Genomic DNA, 21,889 nt, shown 5'->3' with positions numbered 1-21,889 from the left:
TCGCGCACGCTTGGAAACCGCGGCCAAAAGATTCGCTTTTCGCGAGAGCGGAATTTAAACGGCGGCCATGCTTCAGCCCACTCCCATCCCCGCCACCGCCCGGCCACGCGCGCTGGCGATCTGGCTCTATGCCGTGGCAGCTCTGATCGTGACGATGGTCGTCGTCGGCGGCATTACCCGGCTGACCGAGTCGGGGCTTTCGATCACCGAATGGAAGCCGGTGACCGGCATCGTGCCACCGCTCAGCGAAGCGCAATGGCAGGCCGAATTCGCCAAATATCAGCAGATCCCGGAATATAGGCTGGTCCACAACAGCATGACGCTGACGCAGTTCAAGGGGATATTCTTCTGGGAATATCTGCATCGGCTGATCGGGCGGCTGATCGGATTCGCGTTCTTCGTGCCGCTGGTGGTCTTCGCGATCCGCAAGGCCATCCCGCATGGCCATGGCTGGCGGCTGGTCGGCCTGCTGGCGCTCGGCGGGCTTCAGGGCGTGGTCGGCTGGTGGATGGTCACTTCGGGGCTCACCGTGCGGACCGATGTCAGCCATTTCCGACTCGCGGTGCATCTGTTGCTGGCACTGACGATCCTGTCGGCGATCCTGTGGGAAGCGCAGGACCTGATGGCACTCCATCGCAACCCGGCATCGCGCCCGGCAAAGCTGACGCGCCCGGCGGTTATCGTCGGCATCGTCCTGTTCATCCAGCTGCTCTATGGCGCATTCGTCGCCGGTCTGAACGCCGGGCTGATCGCGAATGACTGGCCGCTGATGAACGGGCGGCTCGTCCCCTATGAAGGCGTTGCGACCTATGGCCTTTCCGCGATCGTCAACGATCCCGCGACGGTGCATTTCATCCATCGCTGGTGGGCCTGGGTCACTGTCGCCGCGCTGATCCTCTTCGCACGACAGGTTCGCGCGGCGGGCAGCCGCCAGGCCTCGATCGCGATCCATGTCGCGTTCGGGACTCAGATAATCCTCGGCATCGCGACGGTGATGACGGGCATGCCGATCGCCCTTGCCGCGCTGCATCAATTCACTGGCGTGATGCTGGTCGTCGCTACCGTCTGGGGCGCGCATGTCCTGGGCCGCGCGCGGTGAGCGACGTCGCCATCGTCTATGCGACTTTCCCCGATCGGCAGGTGGCGCAGCAGGTGGCGGAAACGATCGTCGCCGAACGGCTGGCGGCCTGCGCCAATGTGATGGGCGACTGTATGTCGGTCTATCGCTGGCAGGGCGACATCGCGCGCGACAGCGAAACCCCGGTGTTGTTCAAGACCGCAATTGCGCTGGCGACGCCGCTGCGCGAGCGGATCGAAGCGCTGCACCCCTATGATCTCGCCGTTGCCGAAGCCTGGCCGGCGGGCGTGGGCGATGCAGTGTTCGACTGGGTCGCCAGGGAAACCGGAGACTGAGCGCGCTTATGCTTGCCGCTCTTGTGCTGTTGCAGGCGGTCCCCGCGGCCGCGCCGGTCTTTGCGCCGCCCACCGATGCCGCGCTGCACGTCACCATTCGCCGCGTCGAAACCGATGGCGAGGATCGGAGGATATATACTGCCGAACGCCGGATCCGCTTCGCCCGGGAAGAGTCGGGCTATCGCGCCGATGTGACGGTGCTTGCGGCAACCGGCGAATCCACCGGCATGGAAGGCGCGCTCTATGAAGCCGGTTATCGCTTTCTGATCGGTCGTACGATCGTCATCCACCTCAATGCCGGGGGAGAGGCGGTCGCAGTCGACGATCTCGACAGCCTGTGGGACGCGTTCTGCCGTGGCATCGCCGAACGCTATGCGACGACCAGGGGGGTCGTCGAAAGCGAGGCGCGCGACCGTTTCATCGCGCAGGTCGCAGCGACTCTGATGGGCTGGCCCGAGGAGCGGCGAATCCACACATTCGGATCGATGGTCACCGCCATCGCCGCGCCCGGCCCTTTCGCGGTGCCGGGAACGACCGAGCCCGTCACCATTCCCGGCCGCGGCCCTTCTGGCGAAAGCGTCACTCTGTCCGGCACGGTGGAAACGCGCGAGCAAGGGCCGCTGCTCTATGTGGTCACCAGCGCGAGCGGCAGCGTTCCCGCCACGCAGGCGACGCGAGTCAGCCAGCGCGAGGCGCGTGTGATCGATCCGGCGACCGGACTGATCCGGCGCAGCGAAGCCTGGTCGCAGACCGAAACCGGCGCCGGTGCGGAACGCCACATCGTGACCGCGGAAACGGCACTCACGGTCGCCCCCGAAAGCTGAAGGTATTATAATACCCGTCAGCAAAGCCGCATGATTGCTTGACTTCCGGCACATACTGGGACAAATGGCCCGCGAAACACGCCGCTCCTGATCGGGCGGCGTGCTGCATTTCAAACCCAAGAGGTCCAGAGCCATGAAAGCGCTCATGAAGACCACCAAGTCGGTAAAGCCGGCCGAGGTGGAAAAGAAGTGGCATCTGATTGATGCCGAAGGCCTGGTTGTCGGCCGCGCCGCCGTCATCATCGCCAACCTGCTGCGCGGCAAGCACAAGACGAGCTTCACGCCGCACGTCGATTGCGGCGACAATGTCATCGTGATCAACGCCGACAAGGTGCGGTTCACCGGCAAGAAGCTGACCGACAAGGTCTATTACAAGCACACCGGCTATGCCGGCGGCATCAAGAGCATCACGCCCGCCAAGGTGCTGGAAGGCCGTTTCCCCGAGCGCGTGCTCGAAAAGGCCGTCGAGCGCATGATCCCGCGCGGCCCGCTCGGCCGTCAGCAGATGCGCAACCTGCGCATCTATGCCGGTTCGGAACATCCGCATGATGGCCAGAACCCCGAGGTTCTCGATGTCGCGGCGCTGAGCCGCAAGAACAAGGTGGGCGCATAATGACCGACAATCGCCAGTCCCTTTCCGATCTGGGCGACGTCGTCCAGACCGAAGGCGCCGAAGCAGGCGTCGAAACCACTCCGGTTGAAACCGCGCCGCTGCGCGAGCAGGAACTCGACGCCTATGGCCGCGCTTATGCGACCGGTCGTCGCAAGGACGCGGTTGCACGCGTCTGGCTCAAGCCGGGCACGGGCAAGATCACGATCAACGGTCGCGATCAGGAAATCTATTTCGCACGTCCGACGCTGCGCCTGGTGATCAACCAGCCGTTCGCGATTGCGGCACGCGAAGGTCAGTATGACATCGTCTGCACCGTCAAGGGCGGCGGCCTTTCGGGCCAGGCAGGCGCAGTCAAGCATGGCATCGCTCAGGCACTGACGCGGTACGAACCGGCGCTGCGCACCACGGTGAAGCGCGCCGGCTTCCTGACCCGCGACAGCCGCGCGGTCGAGCGTAAGAAGTACGGCAAGGCCAAGGCCCGCCGCAGCTTCCAGTTCTCGAAGCGCTGATCGCTTCGCTGCCCCGGCAGCGAGCCGACTGCAAGGATCGGCCAAGGATCGGCCAAGGATCGGCCAAGGATCGGCCAAGGATCGGCCAAGGATCGGGGCGCCCCTTCGGGGGCGCCCTTTTTCTTTTTGGGCAAGCGTGAGATCGCCACGCAACGCGCGATTGTAAGAATTCGCCAGCCAAGGACTGTTAGCCGGCCTTCAGCGTTGCCAACATGCCGCAGTCGGTAACAATGCGCCTTGATTCTGTCACATAACCTCTTGTTTCCAATGACCCTCCGGCTTAGCCCTAGGGCATTCTGTGGCGGCACCACGATTGCACGCCCGGTAAAAACGGGGGATCATCACATGGCATTTGCTTCGAACTCCATTGCCCAGGCTCGCTCGCGCAAGAAATTGCTGCTGGGATCGGCAGCCGGACTTGCGGTGCTCGTAGGCGCAACTGCAGCGCAGGCGCAGGATATCGCCGATCCGCGTCTGCCGGGCGTCTCGTCCGGGACGATCGGCGCTTCTGTTCGCAACCCGATTGCAATTACGGCGCCCGAAGCAACGACGGGGTCGTCCATTCTCAAGACGATCGCCGCAACCGCACCCGAAGCTTTAGGCGCCACGGTCTCCAACCCGTTGGCATTGAGCGATCCGACTGCACAGACGAGCAACTATACCGGGCCCCGCGTGACCCCATTGCCGAACATCGTTGTCGCCAATCCCGGCACGCCGGCCACGGCCGTCGACCCGAACAATATTACCGGCGTTGGCCAGATGATCATCGACGAGGGCGAGGGATATGTCGGCCTTTGCACCGGTACGCTGATCAACCCGCGCACCATGATTTTCGCCGCCCATTGCGTCAATGAAGAGGCTGCCACGGATTATGGTTCGAACCAGGGCGGGAAGCCGATCGCATTCGGTTTCAACGCCAATAATCATATCGTCACGCTAGATGGCGAAGGAGAACCCGATTATAGCCAGAGCGCACTATATCAGTGGCTCGTCGCTGGACACCAGACGAACAAAGATCTCGCGATCTACAATGTCGAATATGTTTCCTATCACCCCGGCTCGCTGGAACCCGAATCGGCAGGCTTTCTCTATTCCGACGTTGCAGTCGCATCGTTCGACACGCCGGCTGAAGACATCCCGACCTGGGCGCTGCTTTTTTCGGCGCTTACCGCCCCCGACGAAGTAACCGCCGACGGCACCGGCTATCACGTCGTCATTCAGGGTTACGGCAATAATGGCACGGGGGAACAAGGCACGACTGGCGGCGATTTTCGTCGTCGTATCGCCGAGAACATGCTGGGCGCGCTCGCGTCGCTCGACGATTTCGAGACGTGGCTCGGCGGCCGGCCGAACGGCCTCTACCAGAATCTCTATTTCATGGATTTCGACGATCCCCGTCGCGGCACCGGCGACGAAACACCGTATGATTTCAATGCTTTCCGCGACAATGCGACGGCCCATGAAGGCATCACCGCTCCTGGCGATTCCGGCGGCCCCCTCGTACTGGACGATACGTTCGACATTCCGGTCGTGATTGGCGTTTTGTCTGGCGGTTATTCGAGCTTCTTCAGCAATCGTCCCAGTTACAGCTATGGTGCGGTCAGCTTCTATCAGCCGCTCTATCTCTATTGGGACTGGGTGGCAGCTAACAATCCCTATCACTATGTTTCGGCCAAGGCAGGCGACGGTGACTGGGAAGATGGCAGCCATTGGGTCAGCAAAGTCGACCCTGCCTATATGATTATCGGTCCGGACGGCACGCTGGTGAACGGCGTTCCCACCACTCCGGGCGAGGGAGTCAACGGCACCGATGGCAAATTCGGGCAAATGTGCTTAGAAGGCCCGGTGAACGGCGGCTATGCCGAATGCTATGACTTGGCGACCGACGAATATACCGGCGAATTTCGCCCGATCGGCACCGATGGTGACGGAGCAACGAATGACAAGGGCTATGCCCAGGTCGGCGCGCTCGCCGGCGGAACCGGATCGGCCGATGCTACCGCTTCTGCTGGAACCGCGGCGGACGAGGAAGTGGCGACACTGCCCGATCCGACGATCGACAATGGCCTGCCCGGCGCGACCGATTTCGTTCCGAACAACAGCGGCCCCGTTTTCGATCCCACCGGGGTTTATTACAAGCCGCGCTATTTCGACGTCACGCTTTCGGCAGCCGGCACGACCACGCTGTCGAGCAGCGTCGAAATCGATCGCCTGACCATCGACGGCGGCAGCACCGCTCTCGACATCACCGAAGATGGCCAACTCGTCAGCCTGATGAGCGTCACGCAATATTCGGGCATGGTCCGCGTCGATGGCCTGCTCGCCACCGACGGCGATTATTTCCTGATGTCGGGCGGCCTGCAGGGTTCGGGCACTATCTACACCCCGAACTTCACCAGCATGGCCGGCGTGATCGCTCCGGGCGGCGTCGGCACGATCGGCACGCTCGACTTCTACGGCGATGTCGGACTGGCTTCGGGCACCGTTTATATGGCCGATCTGGGCGCCGCGGGTGCTTCGGATCTGATCGCGGTCCACGCCATCAGCTATGATGAGGAGGAGGCACCGACCAGCGGCACCGCCATTCTGGGTGGCACGCTGTATTTCAGCGCCGTTCAAGGTGTGACGGTCCGTGACGGCGACACCTATACGGTGCTGACTGCCGAAGGCGGCATCAGCGGAACATTCGACGAAACGACTGCCATCAGCGCGATCCTGACGCCGGTGGTCAGCTATTCGAACAATGCCGTTACTGTCGAAGTCGAAGCCGGCGATTACAGCGATGTCATCGACGGCAGCTCGCCGGTGCAGTCGGCCTACGCTAAGCTGCTCGATCAGAATCGGGGCAATTACGACATGCTTGCCGATCTCTACGGTCCGCTCGACATGTACGATGGTCCTTCGATCCAGGCTGCTCTGGAAAGCTGGGCCCCGCGTTCGCAGGCGCTGACCGGATCGATGTCGATGGTGGCGCTCGATACGCTGGCCGGCACGATCACGCAGCGTACGTCGGCCTTCGCTTCGGGCGCGGCCACGCCGGGTGACGACACGACGGCGTTCCTGCCCTTCGCCGGCAACCCGCTGGGCACCGTCATGACGATGACCTCGGGCTATGCCACGAACGTCGCCGACAACGGCATGCAGATGGAAGACCATGCCGTGTCGGGCAAGGCTTCGGTCTATCTGGCGGGCGGCTATATCGACGGCGACAGCACTGCCGGCATTCCGAGCACGGCGGCTGGCGTCACCGACGATTTCGACGGCTGGTATGCAACCGCCGGCGTCGAGGCGGCGGTGGGCCCGGGCAGCATGATCGGCTTTGCGGTCAGCTATGCCCAGCTCGATGGTTCGACCACGGTCGGTGGCCAGTCGAGCAAGGCGACGCTCTATCAGGGCACGCTCTATGGCGTCAGCAACCTGGGCGGCGTCACGTTCGACGCTCTGTTCAGCGCAGGTCTGCTCGATACCGAAGCAAGCCGCACGGCCGCACTCGGCGGGACGACCTATACGCTGCATGCCAGCGACAATCCGCTGACCATCACCGGCCAGCTGGGTCTGAGTGCGCCGATGGACATGGGTTCGGTCACGCTCACGCCGCGTGCCTCGATCCGCTACATGACCGTCGGTTACTCTCCGACGGCGGAAACCGGCGGCCCGATGGCGCTCCAGTATGACATGGGCAAGTTCAAGAGCTTCCAGGGTCGCGTCGGCGCGACGCTGTCGGGCAACGGGACGTTCCGTCCGTTCATCTCGGCCAATTATGTCCATGATTTCGACGAGCGTCCGATGGCGTTCTCGGCGAACTTCGTGGGCGGCGTGGGCGCGCCGGTCGGCTTCGCGCTCAACGGCACCGATCAGGATTGGGCCGAAGTCTCCGGCGGTATCGCCTATGACACGCCGAAGGTCCGGGTTGCGCTCTCGGCCAACACCACGATCGAGCGGAACGACATCGAAAACCGCTCCTATCAGGGTTCGGTAACGTTCCGCTTCTGATAGAAACACCAAACTGAAAACGGGCGGCCCGGCAACGGGTCGCCCTTTTTCTTGGGAACCGCATTCGAGGGTCTTGCGTCGAAGCCGCAGCGCCTGCACCCAGCAATCCATGCCAGGCGAACGGACGCCGGAACGGAGGAATGGCCTGAATGACATCGCGTGAAGCCACGCAATATCTGCCGCGCAGCGATGCCGAGAGCTGGCCGGAAGATGTCCGCCGCTCGCCCGCCGATATCGCGCATCTGATCGCGTTCGGCGCGATCGGCTGGCCCTGGCTGCTGCGCAGTCTGAGCGGAGGATCGAAACAGGCCAAGGCACGGTTGCTGGAACGGCTCGACCTGCCCGCCGGTGCGCTCCCCAATCTTGGAAGCTGGAAGGCGGATACCGGCTTTCTTCACCTGATCGTCGATCACATCTTCGAACACCGGCCCGAAAATGTCGTGGAACTGGGAGCGGGCGCATCGAGCCTGATCATCGCCCGCGCGCTGCAAAAAGCCGGAAACGGCCTGCTGACCAGTTGCGATCAGCATGCCGATTTCGTCGATGCCACGCGCGAATGGTTGCTGGAAAACGGTGTCGAGGCCGATCTGAAGGCAACGCCGCTGCGCCGCCCTCCCGGGGACTGGCCGGGCATATGGTATGATCACGGCCCCCTGCCCGCCCAGATCGACCTGCTGGTGATCGACGGGCCGCCCTGGACCATCCACCCCTATGTCCGCGGCGCCGCCGAAAGCCTGTTCGACCGGATACCGGTCGGCGGAACGATCCTGCTCGACGACGGTGCGCGTCCGGGCGAGCGCGTGGTGGCGCGGCGGTGGCGCAAGCGATGGCCGAATTTCCAGTTCCGGCTGGTCCATGCCGGTACCAAGGGCACGTTGATCGGCACGCGGCTGCGTTAGGTCGTGAACCCATAAACGACACCGTCGAGGTTTGAGGCAAAATGGCTCAGCGCAAGGAGGCAGGGCGCAGGAATATGGCGATATTTCAAGGTCTGCCGACGCAGCGCTGGGCCATTTTGGTCAAATCCCTTCGGGACGCCGGAATGGCTTCCATCTCGGTCCAAAGCGGCCTTGGAAGGGCGCCCAGCCCTCCCGGCGGCCACTTTGGCCCGATATGTTCGCCATTTCGGCGCCTCGACGGTGTCGTTTATGGGTTCACGACCTAGGGCAATTCGGCGCCGACTTGTTCCGGCACGGGTTCGATGCGCCCGGGCGCCTGTGGCCGTGCCTCGTCCATCACGCGAGCCAGCGTTTCGAATCCCGTGTCGACGATGCGGATTTCGTTGAACGACGGCGGCGATTCGCGCAGCCGCTCCGACAGCGTGCCTGCGCCGATCAGGCGTACCGGCTGTTCGGCGACCTGATGTTCGATATCGAACGGATCGTGGACGTGACCGGTCAGCACGGCATCGGCACCGGCTGCGGCCAATGCCCGCAACGCCCTGCGCCCGCCGCGCGTCTGCGACGTCATGCGCGTGCCGCCTTCGATCAACGGATGGTGACAGGCGACGAACAGCAGATCGTCCTTCGGCACCTCCTCGACCATGGCGAGCGTTTCCCGAAGCGCGCGCGATCCGACGCGCCCCTTCGCCCAGTTCAACCGGAACTGAAAGCGCGCAGTGGTCTTGAGCGGCACGATGCTGACGCCGCGAATATCGAGCGGCCGCTCGATCATCCGCTCCAGCGCGCGATAGCGTTTATAGGGCGTGACGAACCGGGCCCATAGATTGAAATAGGGCAGATCGTGATTCCCGACCTCCACCGTGATCGGGCGATCCAGGCTTTCGAGCCACGCCGCCGCCGCTGCGAATTCGCGATGCCGTGCGCGCATCGTCAGATCGCCTGTCACCACCACGGCGTCGGGCATTTCCTCGCGCACCAGCCGCGCGAACCAGTCGAGCGCCTCGCGGTCCTCGGCGCCGAAATGAATATCGCTGACATGGAACAGACGGATCACGAGCCTTCCTTTTCGCGGGTGGCGATAAAGGCCGGCAGGCTCGTTCCACTCGTGATCGAGGCATCGGCGTCGAGCCGCACCGGCTCTCCATCGAACAATGCGAGCACCGTCCCGGTTCCGCGAATGCCGATCTGCTGCGCGCGCGCTTCGGTGACGGCACGCGCCGCCAACCAGTCGCCGGTCATCCAGTCCCAGCCCAGTTCGACGATCGCGCGCCAGTCGCGTGCATCCACGCCCTGGACGCCCAGACCGTCGGCCATCGGCTGAACGAACACCGCCTGATAGCCGCGCGGCGCATCGGGAATGCCCGAGATGCGCAGTCCGCGCCCGCCGAACGTCTTGCGCCAGGCAAAGCCGACCGCACGCCAGATCTTCGCGAAACGATGTTTGCGCGCTTCCTCACGCGCGCGGAACCAATGCGCCGCCGGCCCCAGGATCAGCCCGACAAAGGCGCGGTGCGGCCCTGCCTCGACATAGGGCAGCGCCACGCGCCGGTCGGATCCATGCGCGGCATGGATGATCCGGTGCGGGTCGGTTTCGCTGTGCAGCGTCTTGGCGAGCAGGTTCATCGTCCCGCCGGGCAGGATCAGGAACGCCCCTTTCCACGAAGCGAGCTTGCACAGCGCGGCGTTGATCGTTCCATCCCCGGCGAACAGCACCAGCGTATCGACATGTTCGCGATCGAGCGTTTCGGCATCCGGAATCGGATCGTCCGGAAAGCCGCTGCGCCCCGCAAGCGTCAGGCCATGTTCCGCGAACACGGCTTCGATCGCTTCGCATTTCTCGCGCGTTGCGGACCCGGAATTCGGATTGGTTACAAACCAGAGGCGTTTCATCGCATCAGCAACGCGCGAAATGCGGAAAAGACGCCAGAGGCGTTACGATACCTATAATCCCGCCCGCGCGCCGCTCCCCGCTCAGCTTTCGATCAGGATGAACGGCGCCCAGACAGCGGGATGCGCGGCATCGGGCACGTCCGGGTCGGCCATCAGCTCAAGCTGAGCCTGACGCAGCGCCTCTGCCTTGTCGAGTCCCTGTGCAGCCCCCCGAACCGTGCCGACCGAAAGTCGCGCCGCAGCATCGTCGCGCACGCGCCAGTGCGACAGCAACAGCGAGCGGGCACCGGCGAACACGAACGCCTGCGCCAACCCCGAATAGGTGGGCGTTCCCACATTGGATCCGGCGGCGGTGTTGCAGGCAGATAGAATCACCCAGTCGGCATTGAGCCGCAGTCGCGCGATTTCCGATGCCGTGAGCAGCCCGTCATCCTCCTCCATCACGCTGTTCGGTGGCGTCATCACCAGCGCGGGTTCATCGAGCCCGCCCAATTGTCCGCCCACCAGACCGTGCGTGGCAAAGGCAATGACAGTGAACGGCGTAAGATCGGTCGAACGCACTGCCGTTTCCGTCGCCTGCATCCCGGTGAGCAACATGTTGTCGGGATTGTCGAGCGTCTGGGCCATCGCCGCCAGTTCCTCACCCGCGCCGGGCAGCGAAGGCAACTCGCGCAGTTCCTCCAGCGTCACGTCGCTGCCGCGCACCAGCGTTACCAGCTCCGCTTCGGCGGGCTTTGCCGGTGCCAGCGCCGGATCGCCGAACCCGGCGAACCGCACGGGCCGTGTCGTATTCGCAGATGTTTCGCCGATCCCCGCAAGATCGACCGGCGTCGAAATTGCGAGCCTGCGGATCAGCCATGCCGTGTCCGACAGCGCGGCCCCGGGCTCGGGCGCCTGTTCGACCAGCAGCGAAAAGGGAATGACCGACAGATAGCCGCCGGACAGCACATCGAGATGCGTCTTTCCTTGCAGCAGTGGGGCGATGTCGCCCCCGAAAACGGCGGAATAGAGCAAATGCGCCTGATCCACCGGGAAGGGACGTGAGCTGTCCTCCACGCCCGCGCGGATCGCCGTCACTGCATCCATGAACTCATTGCGCAGTTTCGGCGCGAAATGCCATGCGATCGCGTCGCGAGTGATCGCCACCGTCAAGATACCTTCAAGACCCGGCTGTGTGATGACCACCACGGTATCGTCGTCGAGCCGTGCCTGAACCATCTCGATCGTTGCCGTCGAAGGACGATTGAGTTCAGCATATGCCGGGAAGGCGGCAGTCACTTGCGCGCGCAGGATTTCGATCCGCTGTTCCAGCGCCGCTATCCTTGCCTCGGCTTCATGGCGCGCCGCCACGTCGGAACTGCCGACGGCCGCAGTCAGCTTGGTCTGCCATTGCCCGACTTCGGCAATCAGTTCCTGAAGCTCGCGCACCACTCCTGCTGTCGTCTCGCTGGTCGCCGCCTGCCTTGCCGCTACCTGGCGGCCGGAACGCTCGAGATCGCCTAAGCGCGCCATCTGCATCGCTTCAAACGCGGTTTCGCGGTCTCCCGCCTCCAGCGCGAGTTGCGCGAACAGGAGCAGCGTATCGCTGTAATTTTCCTCGATCCGGATGCGGGCAAAATCGGCCACCGTCTGATCGCGCATATGCGCCGTGATCCTGCGATAGGCGTCCATGCCTTTTTCGAGGCCGCCAGCAGTATCGCCGCCCCGCAGCTGCGCCAGTCCGGCCAGCACCTCGGCGCGCACCAGATTGGCCTCATAGGGCTCAAGCTCATCCCGGATGGCCGCGACCGCCTGATCGAGCACCGTCTGTGCGCCGGCATAATCACCGGCGTGGATACGGGCGGATGCCAAGAGCGTCGATGTGCGCAGGAACAGGCGATTGTCGGTGCCCACGCGCGTTTCCACCAGCGCCAGCGCACGCGCGCCCAGCGTATCGACCGCTTCCCAGTCGCCGGAGCTAAGCGCGATATTCGCAGCGTTCATCACCATCATGCCCGCGCTCTGTGGCGCACTGGCATCCGGATTTGCTTCGAAAATATCCGCGGCGGCAAGATATAGCCGGCGCGCGTTCTCACCATCGCCCAGATGCTCTTCGGTAAATGCCAGATTGTTCAGCGTCAGGGCGATATCGGGGTGGTCAGCACCGACCAGCCGCTCGCGGATGGCCAGCGTACGCCGCAGGATCGGGCCTGCTTCGGCATAGCGACCGACATTGTTGAGTGCGGAACCGTAACTGTGCAGCGCCGCCGCCGTCACCAGATGGTCGGCCCCCAGATGATCCTCGGCCCAGCTTGCCGCTTCGCGCCCGCGATCCAGACCTTCGGTGAGCCGTCCGACCTGCAACAGGATCGCGGATTCGCTCATCAGGTAGATGGCAATGTTGGGATCGGCGCTGTCCCCGCGCTGTTCGCGCATGATGTCGGCGGCGCGGTGGATGCGATCGAGCGCTTCTTCCACGCGCCCCATGCGATAATAAACGAAGCCCGTGCCGTACAGAACGTCGGCATATTCCGGGCTGTTGGTACCGTGCATTGCCTCGACCCGCGCCAGTAGCGCGTTCTTAGCAGCAAGCGCCCGGTCAAGCTCGCCCCGTGCCGCATAGGTTGAGGCGAGGAAATTGGTTATGTCCATCGCCATCTGGCTATCGCCCTGCCCGGCAGCGACCAGAATCTCCTGCGCGGAAGCGAAATCGGCCTGCGCCTCGTCGAGCCGTTCCAGATAGAAATAGCCCGTCCCGCGAACGGCCGGCCCTGCGGCCTTCGCTTCGGCACAGGCGGTTTCGGGGATCGCGTCGAGCAAGGCCTGCGCCGCCGCGATTGATGCTGCCGGATCGGCCGTCGCGTCCTTGTCATAGAGAGCAAGCAGCCGGGCCTCGACCGATGCGCCGTCTTCCTCCGAAGGCGCGTCGCAATCGGCGTAACGCGTCGCATCCTGCAACGGCACTGCGCGCGCCACCGTTCCCGACAGCAAAGCGGCGATCAAAAACGCGCCCGACGCGCCCCTTACAAGAAAACCCTGCATCCCCACTCCCTCATGCAATGGCTCGCCCCAAACGCGCATCTTTCTTCAACCCGATGCAGGGATCACTACCATATTTCTAATAGAAAATTCCTACGACGCGTGAAAAACAGATCGAACCCAGCAAAGGAACCGATTCCGATGTTCGATATATTCGCGTTGATCTTCGGCCTTGAACTCTCCACAAACCGTTCGATTGAAGTTATTTCAGCCTAAAGGGGCAGCTAATTCGTCACCAGGTAATAATTCACCGCATATGTGCGGGGATTGTGTACCCGTATCGTCACGCGTCGCGTGAATAGCGGCAACCAGCGACACATTGCTCGCGGCGCGGCGGCGACACGTTCGCACAGTATATTGTCATCCTGGTCGGTCACGACGATGCGCAGTTGCCGTTCAGCCTGCGGCACGATGGCGACCTCTGCGGGCTGCCCGGCAAGAAACACCTGTTCGGTAACGAATACGCCACGCGGATCAATTGCACCGCGGCTATAGGCCGGGCCCAGCGCACGGCCACGAAACGGGGGTGGCAGCGTCGCTCCGGCAGCCAGCGCCGCCGCGCGCCATCGCGTCGCCAGGTCGGGACCGTCTGCTTCGGCACGCGCACCCAGTCTTTCGAGCGCGAGCGCCGCCGCCGCGAAACCCTCCGGCGAGCGCGACTGCTCGGCGGCTTCGCCCCGCGCGATCGCATCCGCGACCTCCGCGACGGGACTGTTTGCCACGGAAATTGCAGCCGCGGGTGGCGCGGTTGCGCTGCTTTGACACGCGGCGAGCGCGAACGCCGCGATTGATCCGATCCTCTCCGGCTTCATTGTTCTGTCTCCGGCTCCAGCACGAATGCTGCGCCGGGCGCCGCATCCCTGCAAGAGATGGCAAGACCGTGCCGCTCCGCGATCGCGCGCGCAAGTGCCAAACCGAGCCCCACACCGGCGATTTCGCTGCTGCCGCGCTGAAACCGGTTGAAGATCCGTTCGCGCAATTCCTCGGGCACGCCCGGGCCGTTGTCGCGCACTTCGATTCGCGGACCCGCCGCGACACGCAGCGTCACCGCGCCACCCCGCGGCACATATTTGAACGCATTGTCGAGCAGATTGGTCATCAGCCGGGTCAGTTGCATCGCATCGCCCGACAGCGTGACGCCGGGTTCGATATCGGCGTGCAACGCAAGCCCCGCTTCCTCGGCACTGTCGGCGTAGAGATCGACCAGCGAGACCGCCAGTTCGGACAGGTCGACGGTTGCGAACCCGCGCCGGTCGCCGCGCCGCGCCCGGCTGGCCGCGATATCGAGCAGCGAATCGAGCAAGTCGCTGACCCGGCGCGATTCGATGCGAACCTGTCCCAGACCGGCGACGAGTTCGGGGTCGATGCTGCGATCGATCAGTTTCAGGACCCGGTTTTCCAGATGCGTCAGCGGCGTGCGAATCTCATGCGCGATCTGATCGGTGATGTCGCGCTGCGCCTGGAGCAAACTGCCCAGCCGCGCGATCAGCCGCTCGGCATGCCCCGCCAGTTCACCCAGTTCGTCCTGGCGATCGTCGGCAAGTGGCGACGGCCGAGCGCCGCCGGTATCGACCGAGCGAAACGCCGCATTGATCCGCCGCACCCGTCCCCGCAGTCGCAGCGCCGCGATCCAGCCCAGCCCGGTCGCCCCGACCACCACGAACAGGCCCGCGATCAGGAATGCGATCCGCAGGCGCGCGATCAGGGCATCGCCGGACCGATGCTCGCGCGCGGCCACCAGCTTGAGATCGGGCCCCAGCTGCGTTGCGCGCGCGAATACATCGCTGCCGTCGTTCAGCGTGACGAATCCGGCTTCGCTATTCTCCGCCGACAATAGCGGCCAGTGCGCGATATCGCCCGTCACACGCACACCATCGGCAGTGGCCACCATATATCGGGCGGGATCGGGTTCGGTCGGCTGGAGTTTCAGGCGATCGCCGATGCGGGCGATCAGCTCGTCCCGGCCACCGGTAGCATAGACGTCCGCCAGCGCCGCGATTTCCGTATCGACGCTGCGCCGCAATTCGGCATTGGTGCCGCTGCGCACCACCCCCGCAGTGATCAGATACATTGCCAGCATCGTCAGTGCCGCAAGCGCCGCGATCGGCGCGACGATGCCGGGAACCAGCGATGATCTGAACCGCGCAGCGAAGATCGGTTTGCGCACGTCGGTCAACCTGCCACGAGCCGATATCCCGTGCCCCAGATCGTTTCGAGCACGGGCGTATCGAACCCTTCCTCCAGCTTCTTGCGCAACCGGCCAACGCTTACGTCGATGACATTGGTCTGGGGGTCGAACGACAGGTTCCAGACGTGCCGCAACAACATTTCGCGCGTCACCACCTCGCCTGCATTCTCGATCAGATATTTGAAGAGCTTGAATTCCTTGGGGCTCAGCGGGATGTGCTTGCCCCGCCGATGCGCGGTGCGCGCCTTTACCTGACATTCCAGATCGCCGAACAGGATCACGGCGCTATGCGCCTGCCCCGCGGCGCGGCGATGCAGCGCACGGATGCGGGCGACCAGCTCGGCCGGTTCGAACGGCTTGGCCATATAATCGTCGACGCCCGCTTCCAGCCCGTCGACTCGATTTTCCACACGGCCCAGCGCCGACAGCATCAGCACCGGTGCCGCGACACCGGCATCGCGCAACCGCGAAACCAGTTCGATGCCATTGAGATCGGGCAGCATGCGGTCGAGGATCACGACATCGAACGGCTCGCCCGCCGCGCGCGCCAGCCCCTCGCCGCCGGTCCCGACCCATTCGACGCTGTCCCCCTGCGCCCTCAGCGTTTCGCAAACCTCGCCCGCCAGCCGCGCATCATCCTCGACATAGAGCAGCTTCAATCCCGTCATCGTTCCCGACACCTGTTCTTGCGGCGACCGGTCTAGGACATTCGAAGCCGTATCAGGAATGAAAAAGCCGGTTAGTCGGATCGACGCCATTTGCCCGCGGGATTGACGTTCCGGCGGCCGCTCGCGAAACTATGTCATGGCGACAACAGTCAGGACGCGCACCGATCCCCGTTCCGAAGCGACGCGTGTCGCGCTGATCGAAGCCGCGGAATCGCTCTTTGCGCGACATGGGTTCGATGCGGTTTCGCTGCGCCAGATCGGCGCCGCGATCGGATCGGGCAACACCCGTGTCGTCGCCTATCATTTCGGTACCAAGGACGATTTCATCGACGCGATCTATCGCCATCGGGTCCCGGCGATGGAGGAGCGCCGCCGCGAATTGCTGGCAGAGGCCGATGCGGCGGGACGCGGGCAGGATCTGGCAACATTGTCGCGGATCATCAGCCAGCCCCTGTTCGAACAGACCGATGCCGATGGACAGCATAGCTATGGCCGTTTTCTCTGCACCATGATGCTGCGCGATCGCGGTCCCACGCCGATGGTGCTCACCACGCCAACGCCCGCAACGCTGACGATATGGAGCCGCATTCAGGAGCAATTGCCGGTCAATGGGCCCATGCTGCTGATGCGATTACACATCGTGATCGCGATGCTGCTCGATGCCTTTCGCCTGATGGACAATGTTCGCGGGCAGCAATTTTCCGGTTTTTCCGCCGAACGAATCTTCGAAGACACCATCGCGATGACGCTTGCCGCGTTTCAGGCTCCCACTGCCTGAGACGGGCAAAGCCGCACCATTCCGCCACCTTCGCAGCATTTCGGGACCGCCAGCGCGGCATTTCGTATCGCGATTGACTTTTCATACACCTGAGTTAAAAATGCTCTCGAACAATGTTGGAGGAGAGGCATGTTCAGTTTCGTTCCGGTTTTCGCCGCGGCTCTGGCGCTGAGCGCGCCGATGGCCGCCCCCGTCGATCAGCAATCGACTCCTGCCCCGGCCAAAACCCAGGCCGCCTATTCGGTGCAGGAAACGACACTCGGCACGTTGCTTGACGATCCGGTTTCGCGGGAAATCGTCCGGCGCTACGCCCCGACGATCATCGATCATCCCCAAGTGTCGATGGCACGTCCGCTCACGCTCAGTCAGCTGCAGCGCTTTGCGGGCGACATCCTCAACGACGATGTCCTGGGCAAGATCGATGCGGCACTGAAAGCCGCATCGCCCGCCTGATCGGTATCGACCCGAAGCCTTACGCCCTGCCACGCAAGTGGTGGGGCGTTTCTTTATGATGCGCACGGCACGAGCCTGTTTTGCCGAAAATCGGCGCCTGATTAACGCAAATATGCTGACTCATCTCAATACATTTGATGATAGCGCATATTGACGGTAAAGTTTCTACGCATTACGAAAAACCCATAGCAAGATCGGCCCACGCAGGCCGACGCAATAATAAGACGAATTGAGGGGAATGAGGGTGCAGCTGAATGACAAGGTCATTGTCGTCACCGGCGGTCGCGGCGGTATCGGTCTTGCCACCACCCGCAAGCTGACCGAGGAAGGCGCGCAGGTCATCTGGACCGACCTTAACGATGAAGTGATCGGCGACCCCGTCGAAGGCGCCATATTCTTCAAACAGGATGTCGGCGAACCGGCCGACTGGCAGGCACTCGAAACATTCGTGAATGATACGTTCGGGCGGCTCGACGGGCTGGTGAACAATGCCGGCATCTACATGCACGATTCGATCTTCGACACGACGATCGAATCCTATCGCAAGCTGATGCGCGTCAATGCCGAAGGGCCGCTGCTGGGTTGCCAGATGGCGCTGCGGACGATGAAATCGGGCGGCGCGATCGTCAATGTCGCCTCTGCCGCCGGCATCAAGCCCGGCCCGCTCGCCATCGCCTATGGCATGTCCAAGGCGGCGGTGCTCAACCTTACCGAAGCGGTCGCGACCCAGGGCATTTACACAAAGAACCGCATCCGCTGCAACGCGGTGTGTCCCGGCGCGGTCGACACGCCGATGACGCATATCCCCGGCATGGATCGCGAGAATAACCCGCTGCTCGACATGATCCGGTCGCGTTCGATCACCGGCGATATCGCCAAGGCATCGGACATCGCGAATGTCGCCGCGTTCCTGCTTTCCGACCAGTCGGCCTATGTCACGGGCCGGTCGATCGCAGCCGATGGTGGCTTCCTGATCTGCTGAAGCGGACATGCGCGCGCCAGCGACGGCGCCCGCACATCGAATTCCCATGACAAGAAAGGAACTGGCAATGGCCCGACGGACTCTTACCGCCTGTATCGCAGCCAGCATGGTTTTCACGCCACAACTCGGCGCTACCGCTGCATCTGCGACGCCCCAGACTGACCCGTGCCCGATGTTCCGCTGGACTACGCTGGGCACCGCCGGCGGGCCCATCCCCACCCCCGAGCGCACCGAACCCGCCAATCTGATCGAAGCGGGTGATCAGGTGATCCTGGTCGATGCGGGCGATGCCGCCGCCAGCCAACTTGCCAAGGCAGGTCGCGCGGTCGGTGATGTCCACACGGTCTTTCTCAGCCATCTGCATCTCGATCACACCGGCGGCCTTGCCGCCGTTGTCGGGCTGCGCTGGATGAACGAATATCCCGGTGTGATCACCGTCTATGGTCCTCCGGGAACCCAGGCGCTGGTCGACGGGATTATCGCTTCGATGGCAATGCCGGCCCAGATGGGATTCGGGCTGGGCCTGCCATCCAAACCCTCCGATCGGATCAAGGCAGTCGAGCTGACCGATGGCCAGGTGGTCGAAATGGGCGACCTGCGCGTGAAGGTTGTTGCGAACAATCACCTCGATGGCCCCGGCGATTTCGCCAAAAAGGCCGGTGCGCTGGCATTCAGCTATCGGTTCGAGCTTGGCGATCGTTCGATCACCTATACCGGCGACACCGGTCCGGACGACCGCGTTACCGAGCTCGCCACCGGCAGCGATATGCTGGTCAGCGAAGTGATCGAAGTCGATCAGATGATCGCGATGATCGCCAAGCAACGGCCCGAACTTGCCGATTTCATGCTCAACGCCGCGCGCGAACATTTCACGACGCATCACGTCACGCCCGAGCAGGTGGGCAAGATGGCAGCGGCAGCGGGTGTCGGTCGCGTCGTCCTCACCCATTATGTGATCCCCGGCCCGCTCGGGGAATCGGCGCCGTCGCTCTATTCGCAGGTACGCCAGAATTTCAGCGGCGAAGTCGATCTGTCGCGCGACCTGTCGAGCTATGACGTGGGCTGCAGTCGATAAGAACGGGATTGCCCGCGAACGCGCCCTGGGTGCGGGTTCGCGGGCTCCCCTAACGGCGTTAATCAGATGCACCAGCCGCTCGATCCCGAAAGCTTCCGACAAGGCATGGCGCGCCTCGGCGCGGCGGTCAGCATCGTCACTACCGACGGCCCGGCAGGGCGATCGGGGCTGACGGTCACTGCCGTATGCAGCGTGACCGCCGACCCGCCGATGCTGCTCGTCTGCGTCAACCGCACCTCGCGCTCGTTCGACGTGATGCAGCGCAACGGCAATCTGGCGGTCAACGTACTGCGTTCCTGCCACGAAACGCTCGCGGGACGGTTCAGCAGCTCCAGCCTGTCGCAGGACGAACGTTTTGCACTGGCCGAGTGGGAAACCCACGCCACCGGTGCGCCGGTCCTTTCCGACGCGCTGGTCAGCTTCGATTGCCGTATCGTGCGCAGCGTCGCCGTCGGCAGCCACAGCGTCCTTTATTGCGCGATCCAGCGCGTCGTCATCCATGACGAAGAGGACGGCCTTTATTATTTCAGCCGCAATTTCCGCCGGCTGACTCCCGAGGATCCGGCCCTGCCCGCCTGAACGCCTCGATCAGCCGAGAATCGCGACACTGCGCAGGATCAGGCGGATCAGCTCTGCCTGTCGGCTGACGCCCATCTTGGCGAAAATCCGCTTCGAATAGCTGCGCACCGTGCTTTCGGTGAGCCCCGCTTCGGCAGCGGCTTCGGACAGGCTGAATCCTTGCGTCAGCAGCGCCGCCAGCCCTGCTTCGGACGGGGTCAGGTCGAACAGCGTGGCAATCAGCTGTTCGAACGACGTCGCCGGTGCCGGATCGGTGGCATAGACCACCACTGCCGGACTGGCATCGACCGACACATGCCGCTCGCGGCGGATCGAACGGATCAGCACGCCGCGCCCTTCATTGGCCGGCTCGGCGCAGCGAAAGGCGCGCACGAACGTCTCGCCCGGTTCGTCGAGCCGCGCGGCGATCGCCTGATCGATCACTTCGGCAAAGCGCCGCGCATCGACGCGTCCGTCGATCTTGAGTCGGTCCTGGGCCAGTCGGAACGTCTCGTTCCGGTCGATCATCGTGGTCGCGGCGTTGTTGGCGCGCAACAGCTTGCCGCGCCCGTCGAGGATGAAGGTGGCGATGGTCAGCCGGTCGAGCGTGTCGGTCAGTATCTCGATCTCGCTTTCGTCGCGCTGGATGCGTGAGAAAAGCTGCAGCGCCTGTGCCACATGCGGGCGCAGCCGCGTCATGAACACCTTGTGCTCGGCCGTGAACTGAAACCCCTCGCCGCGCTGAGTGAGGCCCAGATTGCATTCGAGCCCGCCCGGTTCGCTGACATACATGCCCAGCGCCTGATGAATGCCATAGGGCTTCATCACCGCGAGGAAGAATTCATCCTGTTCCAGTCCCTCGGGCGTTGCGACTTCCTCGAGCAACATGACTTCGCCGGTACGTTTCAGCGCGTTGCTCATCGGGTCCATATCGCCCATTTCGGCGTGGATGGTGCCGATATCGCGCGCCATTTCACGCGCGACCGGCGGCGTTTCGCCCCAGATGGTGACCGATGCCAGCCCCTTGCGGCTAAGCTGCAGCGAGATCGCGGCATTGTCGCAACCGATTTCGGCGATCAGCGCCTGGAGAAAGCCGCGCCAGGGCACTTCCTCCAGCGGGCCGCGATACAGCTTCATCAACAGGTCCTCGGAAAGCTGTGGCACAATCTGTGCCGCATCCGTTTCCCTGCCTGCCGCCATCGTCATGCCTCGCTTCGGGAAAGTGCCAGAAAGGCGGGCACCTCGCCCCCGCCATGTACTTCGATCGCCGCGCCGGTGATATAGGCCGCCTGTGGCGAGGCCAGCCAAGCGACCGCGCCTGCGACATCGCTGCCGCGCGCCATGCGCTGCATCGGCACCATCGCGCTGATCCGGGCGATCCCCGCCGCGCCGCCATAATGTTCGGCCTGCTCCGGATTTTCGACCAGCCCGACGACGACGACGTTGACGCGCACATCGGGCGCCCATTCCATCGCCAGCCCCTGCGTCGCATTGAGCAGCCCGGCCTTGGCCGCGCCATAGGCAACCGTCCCCGGCGCGGCGCGGCGACCGGAGATGCTGGCGATATTGACCACGCTGCCCCCGGCAGAAACCAGCGCGGCATGCGCAGCGCGGCAGAGATAGAGCGGCGCGAGCAGATTGAGCGCGATCACCTTTTCGATCAGCGAAGCCGAACTTGTCGCAAGATCGGCTTCGGGCGACCCGCCGGCATTGTTGACGAGCAGCGACAGCCCGCCGAAACGATCGACCACCTGAGCGATCAGCGCCTGCGCAGCGGCGGCGTCCCGCACATCGGCAGCGAATGCCACGGCCTCGCGCCCACCCACCGACACCGGCGTTTCGGGCAAGCGACGGCCGCATACCGCGACGTCATAGCCGTCTTCCAGCAATCGCTCGGCGATTGCCCGGCCCAGCCCCCGGGTTCCGCCGGTCACAAGTGCTACCTGCCGTTCCACCACGTCTCTCCTTTGTCGATCCTTCCCGGTATCGCGCACCGCGCGGTTCGACTGTCCCCATATGGTGATT

At 63.7% G+C, this 21,889-nt stretch carries 20 protein-coding genes; 12 read left to right on the top strand and 8 right to left on the bottom strand.

The window, feature by feature from the left end; translation table 11 throughout:
* Positions 1-67 precede the first annotated feature (67 nt).
* The 7 genes from DKB74_RS01505 (at position 68) to DKB74_RS01475 (ending at position 8,251) form a co-directional block, all read left to right on the top strand.
* Entirely contained in the window at positions 68-1,099 is a 1,032-nt protein-coding gene (locus tag DKB74_RS01505) for a COX15/CtaA family protein (RefSeq protein ID WP_109806345.1), read from the top strand.
* Entirely contained in the window at positions 1,096-1,413 is a 318-nt protein-coding gene (cutA, locus tag DKB74_RS01500) for a divalent-cation tolerance protein CutA (protein WP_109806344.1), read from the top strand. Before DKB74_RS01505 ends, cutA begins: the two co-directional genes overlap by 4 nt.
* Positions 1,414-1,421: 8 nt before the next feature.
* The gene (locus DKB74_RS01495; protein ID WP_109806343.1) at positions 1,422-2,237 is read left to right on the top strand and encodes a hypothetical protein; all 816 of its coding nucleotides are present in this window, start codon (positions 1,422-1,424) and stop codon (positions 2,235-2,237) included.
* A gap of 133 nt (positions 2,238-2,370) precedes the next feature.
* Positions 2,371-2,850 carry a 50S ribosomal protein L13 gene (gene rplM / locus DKB74_RS01490; RefSeq protein ID WP_109806342.1) on the top strand — a complete coding sequence of 160 codons (480 nt, stop codon included), beginning with the start codon at positions 2,371-2,373 and terminating at the stop codon, positions 2,848-2,850.
* Complete coding sequence (gene rpsI, locus DKB74_RS01485; RefSeq protein WP_109806341.1) at positions 2,850-3,359, top strand: 30S ribosomal protein S9; 510 nt, start codon at positions 2,850-2,852, stop codon at positions 3,357-3,359. Before rplM ends, rpsI begins: the two co-directional genes overlap by 1 nt.
* 345 nt (positions 3,360-3,704) lie before the next feature.
* A complete protein-coding gene (locus tag DKB74_RS01480) occupies positions 3,705-7,352 on the top strand; it encodes an autotransporter domain-containing protein (protein WP_239987326.1) in 3,648 nt (1,215 codons plus the stop codon).
* Positions 7,353-7,501: 149 nt separating this feature from the next.
* Positions 7,502-8,251: a class I SAM-dependent methyltransferase gene (locus DKB74_RS01475; protein WP_109806340.1), complete on the top strand. Its 750-nt coding sequence runs from the start codon at positions 7,502-7,504 to the stop codon at positions 8,249-8,251.
* A gap of 262 nt (positions 8,252-8,513) precedes the next feature.
* Here DKB74_RS01475 and DKB74_RS01470 read toward each other — a convergent pair whose 3' ends face one another.
* From DKB74_RS01470 to DKB74_RS01445, 6 genes are all read right to left on the bottom strand, one after another.
* Positions 8,514-9,308 (bottom strand): metallophosphoesterase family protein, encoded by a 795-nt coding sequence (locus tag DKB74_RS01470; RefSeq protein WP_109806339.1) that lies wholly within the window; start codon positions 9,306-9,308, stop codon positions 8,514-8,516.
* Entirely contained in the window at positions 9,305-10,144 is an 840-nt protein-coding gene (locus DKB74_RS01465) for a diacylglycerol/lipid kinase family protein (RefSeq protein ID WP_109806338.1), read from the bottom strand. Before DKB74_RS01465 ends, DKB74_RS01470 begins: the two co-directional genes overlap by 4 nt.
* 81 nt (positions 10,145-10,225) lie before the next feature.
* Entirely contained in the window at positions 10,226-13,165 is a 2,940-nt protein-coding gene (locus DKB74_RS01460; RefSeq protein ID WP_161956770.1) for a CHAT domain-containing tetratricopeptide repeat protein, read from the bottom strand.
* Positions 13,166-13,386: 221 nt separating this feature from the next.
* Positions 13,387-13,884, bottom strand: a complete 498-nt coding sequence (locus DKB74_RS01455; protein WP_145960871.1) for a hypothetical protein — start codon at positions 13,882-13,884, stop codon at positions 13,387-13,389.
* Between the two features lie 86 nt (positions 13,885-13,970).
* The gene (locus tag DKB74_RS01450) at positions 13,971-15,329 is read right to left on the bottom strand and encodes a sensor histidine kinase (RefSeq protein ID WP_239987384.1); all 1,359 of its coding nucleotides are present in this window, start codon (positions 15,327-15,329) and stop codon (positions 13,971-13,973) included.
* 5 nt (positions 15,330-15,334) lie between these two features.
* On the bottom strand, positions 15,335-16,018 hold the full coding sequence (locus DKB74_RS01445) for a response regulator transcription factor (RefSeq protein WP_109807044.1): 684 nt from the start codon (positions 16,016-16,018) through the stop codon (positions 15,335-15,337).
* Between the two features lie 136 nt (positions 16,019-16,154).
* Here DKB74_RS01445 and DKB74_RS01440 point away from each other — a divergent pair, with 136 nt between their 5' ends.
* The 5 genes from DKB74_RS01440 (at position 16,155) to DKB74_RS01420 (ending at position 19,885) form a co-directional block, all read left to right on the top strand.
* Positions 16,155-16,796 (top strand): TetR/AcrR family transcriptional regulator, encoded by a 642-nt coding sequence (locus tag DKB74_RS01440; protein WP_109806335.1) that lies wholly within the window; start codon positions 16,155-16,157, stop codon positions 16,794-16,796.
* A 129-nt stretch (positions 16,797-16,925) separates the two neighbouring features.
* Positions 16,926-17,249, top strand: coding sequence for a hypothetical protein (locus DKB74_RS01435; protein WP_109806334.1), 324 nt, complete (start codon positions 16,926-16,928; stop codon positions 17,247-17,249).
* A 244-nt stretch (positions 17,250-17,493) separates the two neighbouring features.
* Positions 17,494-18,231: an SDR family NAD(P)-dependent oxidoreductase gene (locus DKB74_RS01430; RefSeq protein ID WP_161956769.1), complete on the top strand. Its 738-nt coding sequence runs from the start codon at positions 17,494-17,496 to the stop codon at positions 18,229-18,231.
* A gap of 67 nt (positions 18,232-18,298) precedes the next feature.
* Positions 18,299-19,306, top strand: coding sequence for an MBL fold metallo-hydrolase (locus tag DKB74_RS01425; protein ID WP_161956768.1), 1,008 nt, complete (start codon positions 18,299-18,301; stop codon positions 19,304-19,306).
* A 66-nt stretch (positions 19,307-19,372) separates the two neighbouring features.
* The gene (locus tag DKB74_RS01420; protein WP_109806331.1) at positions 19,373-19,885 is read left to right on the top strand and encodes a flavin reductase family protein; all 513 of its coding nucleotides are present in this window, start codon (positions 19,373-19,375) and stop codon (positions 19,883-19,885) included.
* Between the two features lie 9 nt (positions 19,886-19,894).
* On the opposite strand, the gene DKB74_RS01415 is transcribed toward DKB74_RS01420, so the two are convergent.
* Positions 19,895-21,070, bottom strand: a complete 1,176-nt coding sequence (locus tag DKB74_RS01415) for a helix-turn-helix transcriptional regulator (RefSeq protein ID WP_109806330.1) — start codon at positions 21,068-21,070, stop codon at positions 19,895-19,897.
* Positions 21,067-21,819 (bottom strand): SDR family oxidoreductase, encoded by a 753-nt coding sequence (locus tag DKB74_RS01410; RefSeq protein ID WP_239987325.1) that lies wholly within the window; start codon positions 21,817-21,819, stop codon positions 21,067-21,069. The genes DKB74_RS01415 and DKB74_RS01410 overlap by 4 nt, the downstream gene beginning before the upstream one ends.
* Positions 21,820-21,889: the final 70 nt, after the last annotated feature.

The sequence above is a fragment of the Stakelama portus genome (genome assembly GCF_003171655.1).
GTDB lineage: Bacteria > Pseudomonadota > Alphaproteobacteria > Sphingomonadales > Sphingomonadaceae > Sphingomonas > Sphingomonas portus.
Note: the sequence above shows the minus strand (reverse complement) of the source record. Positions and strands in the feature narration are given on the sequence as shown.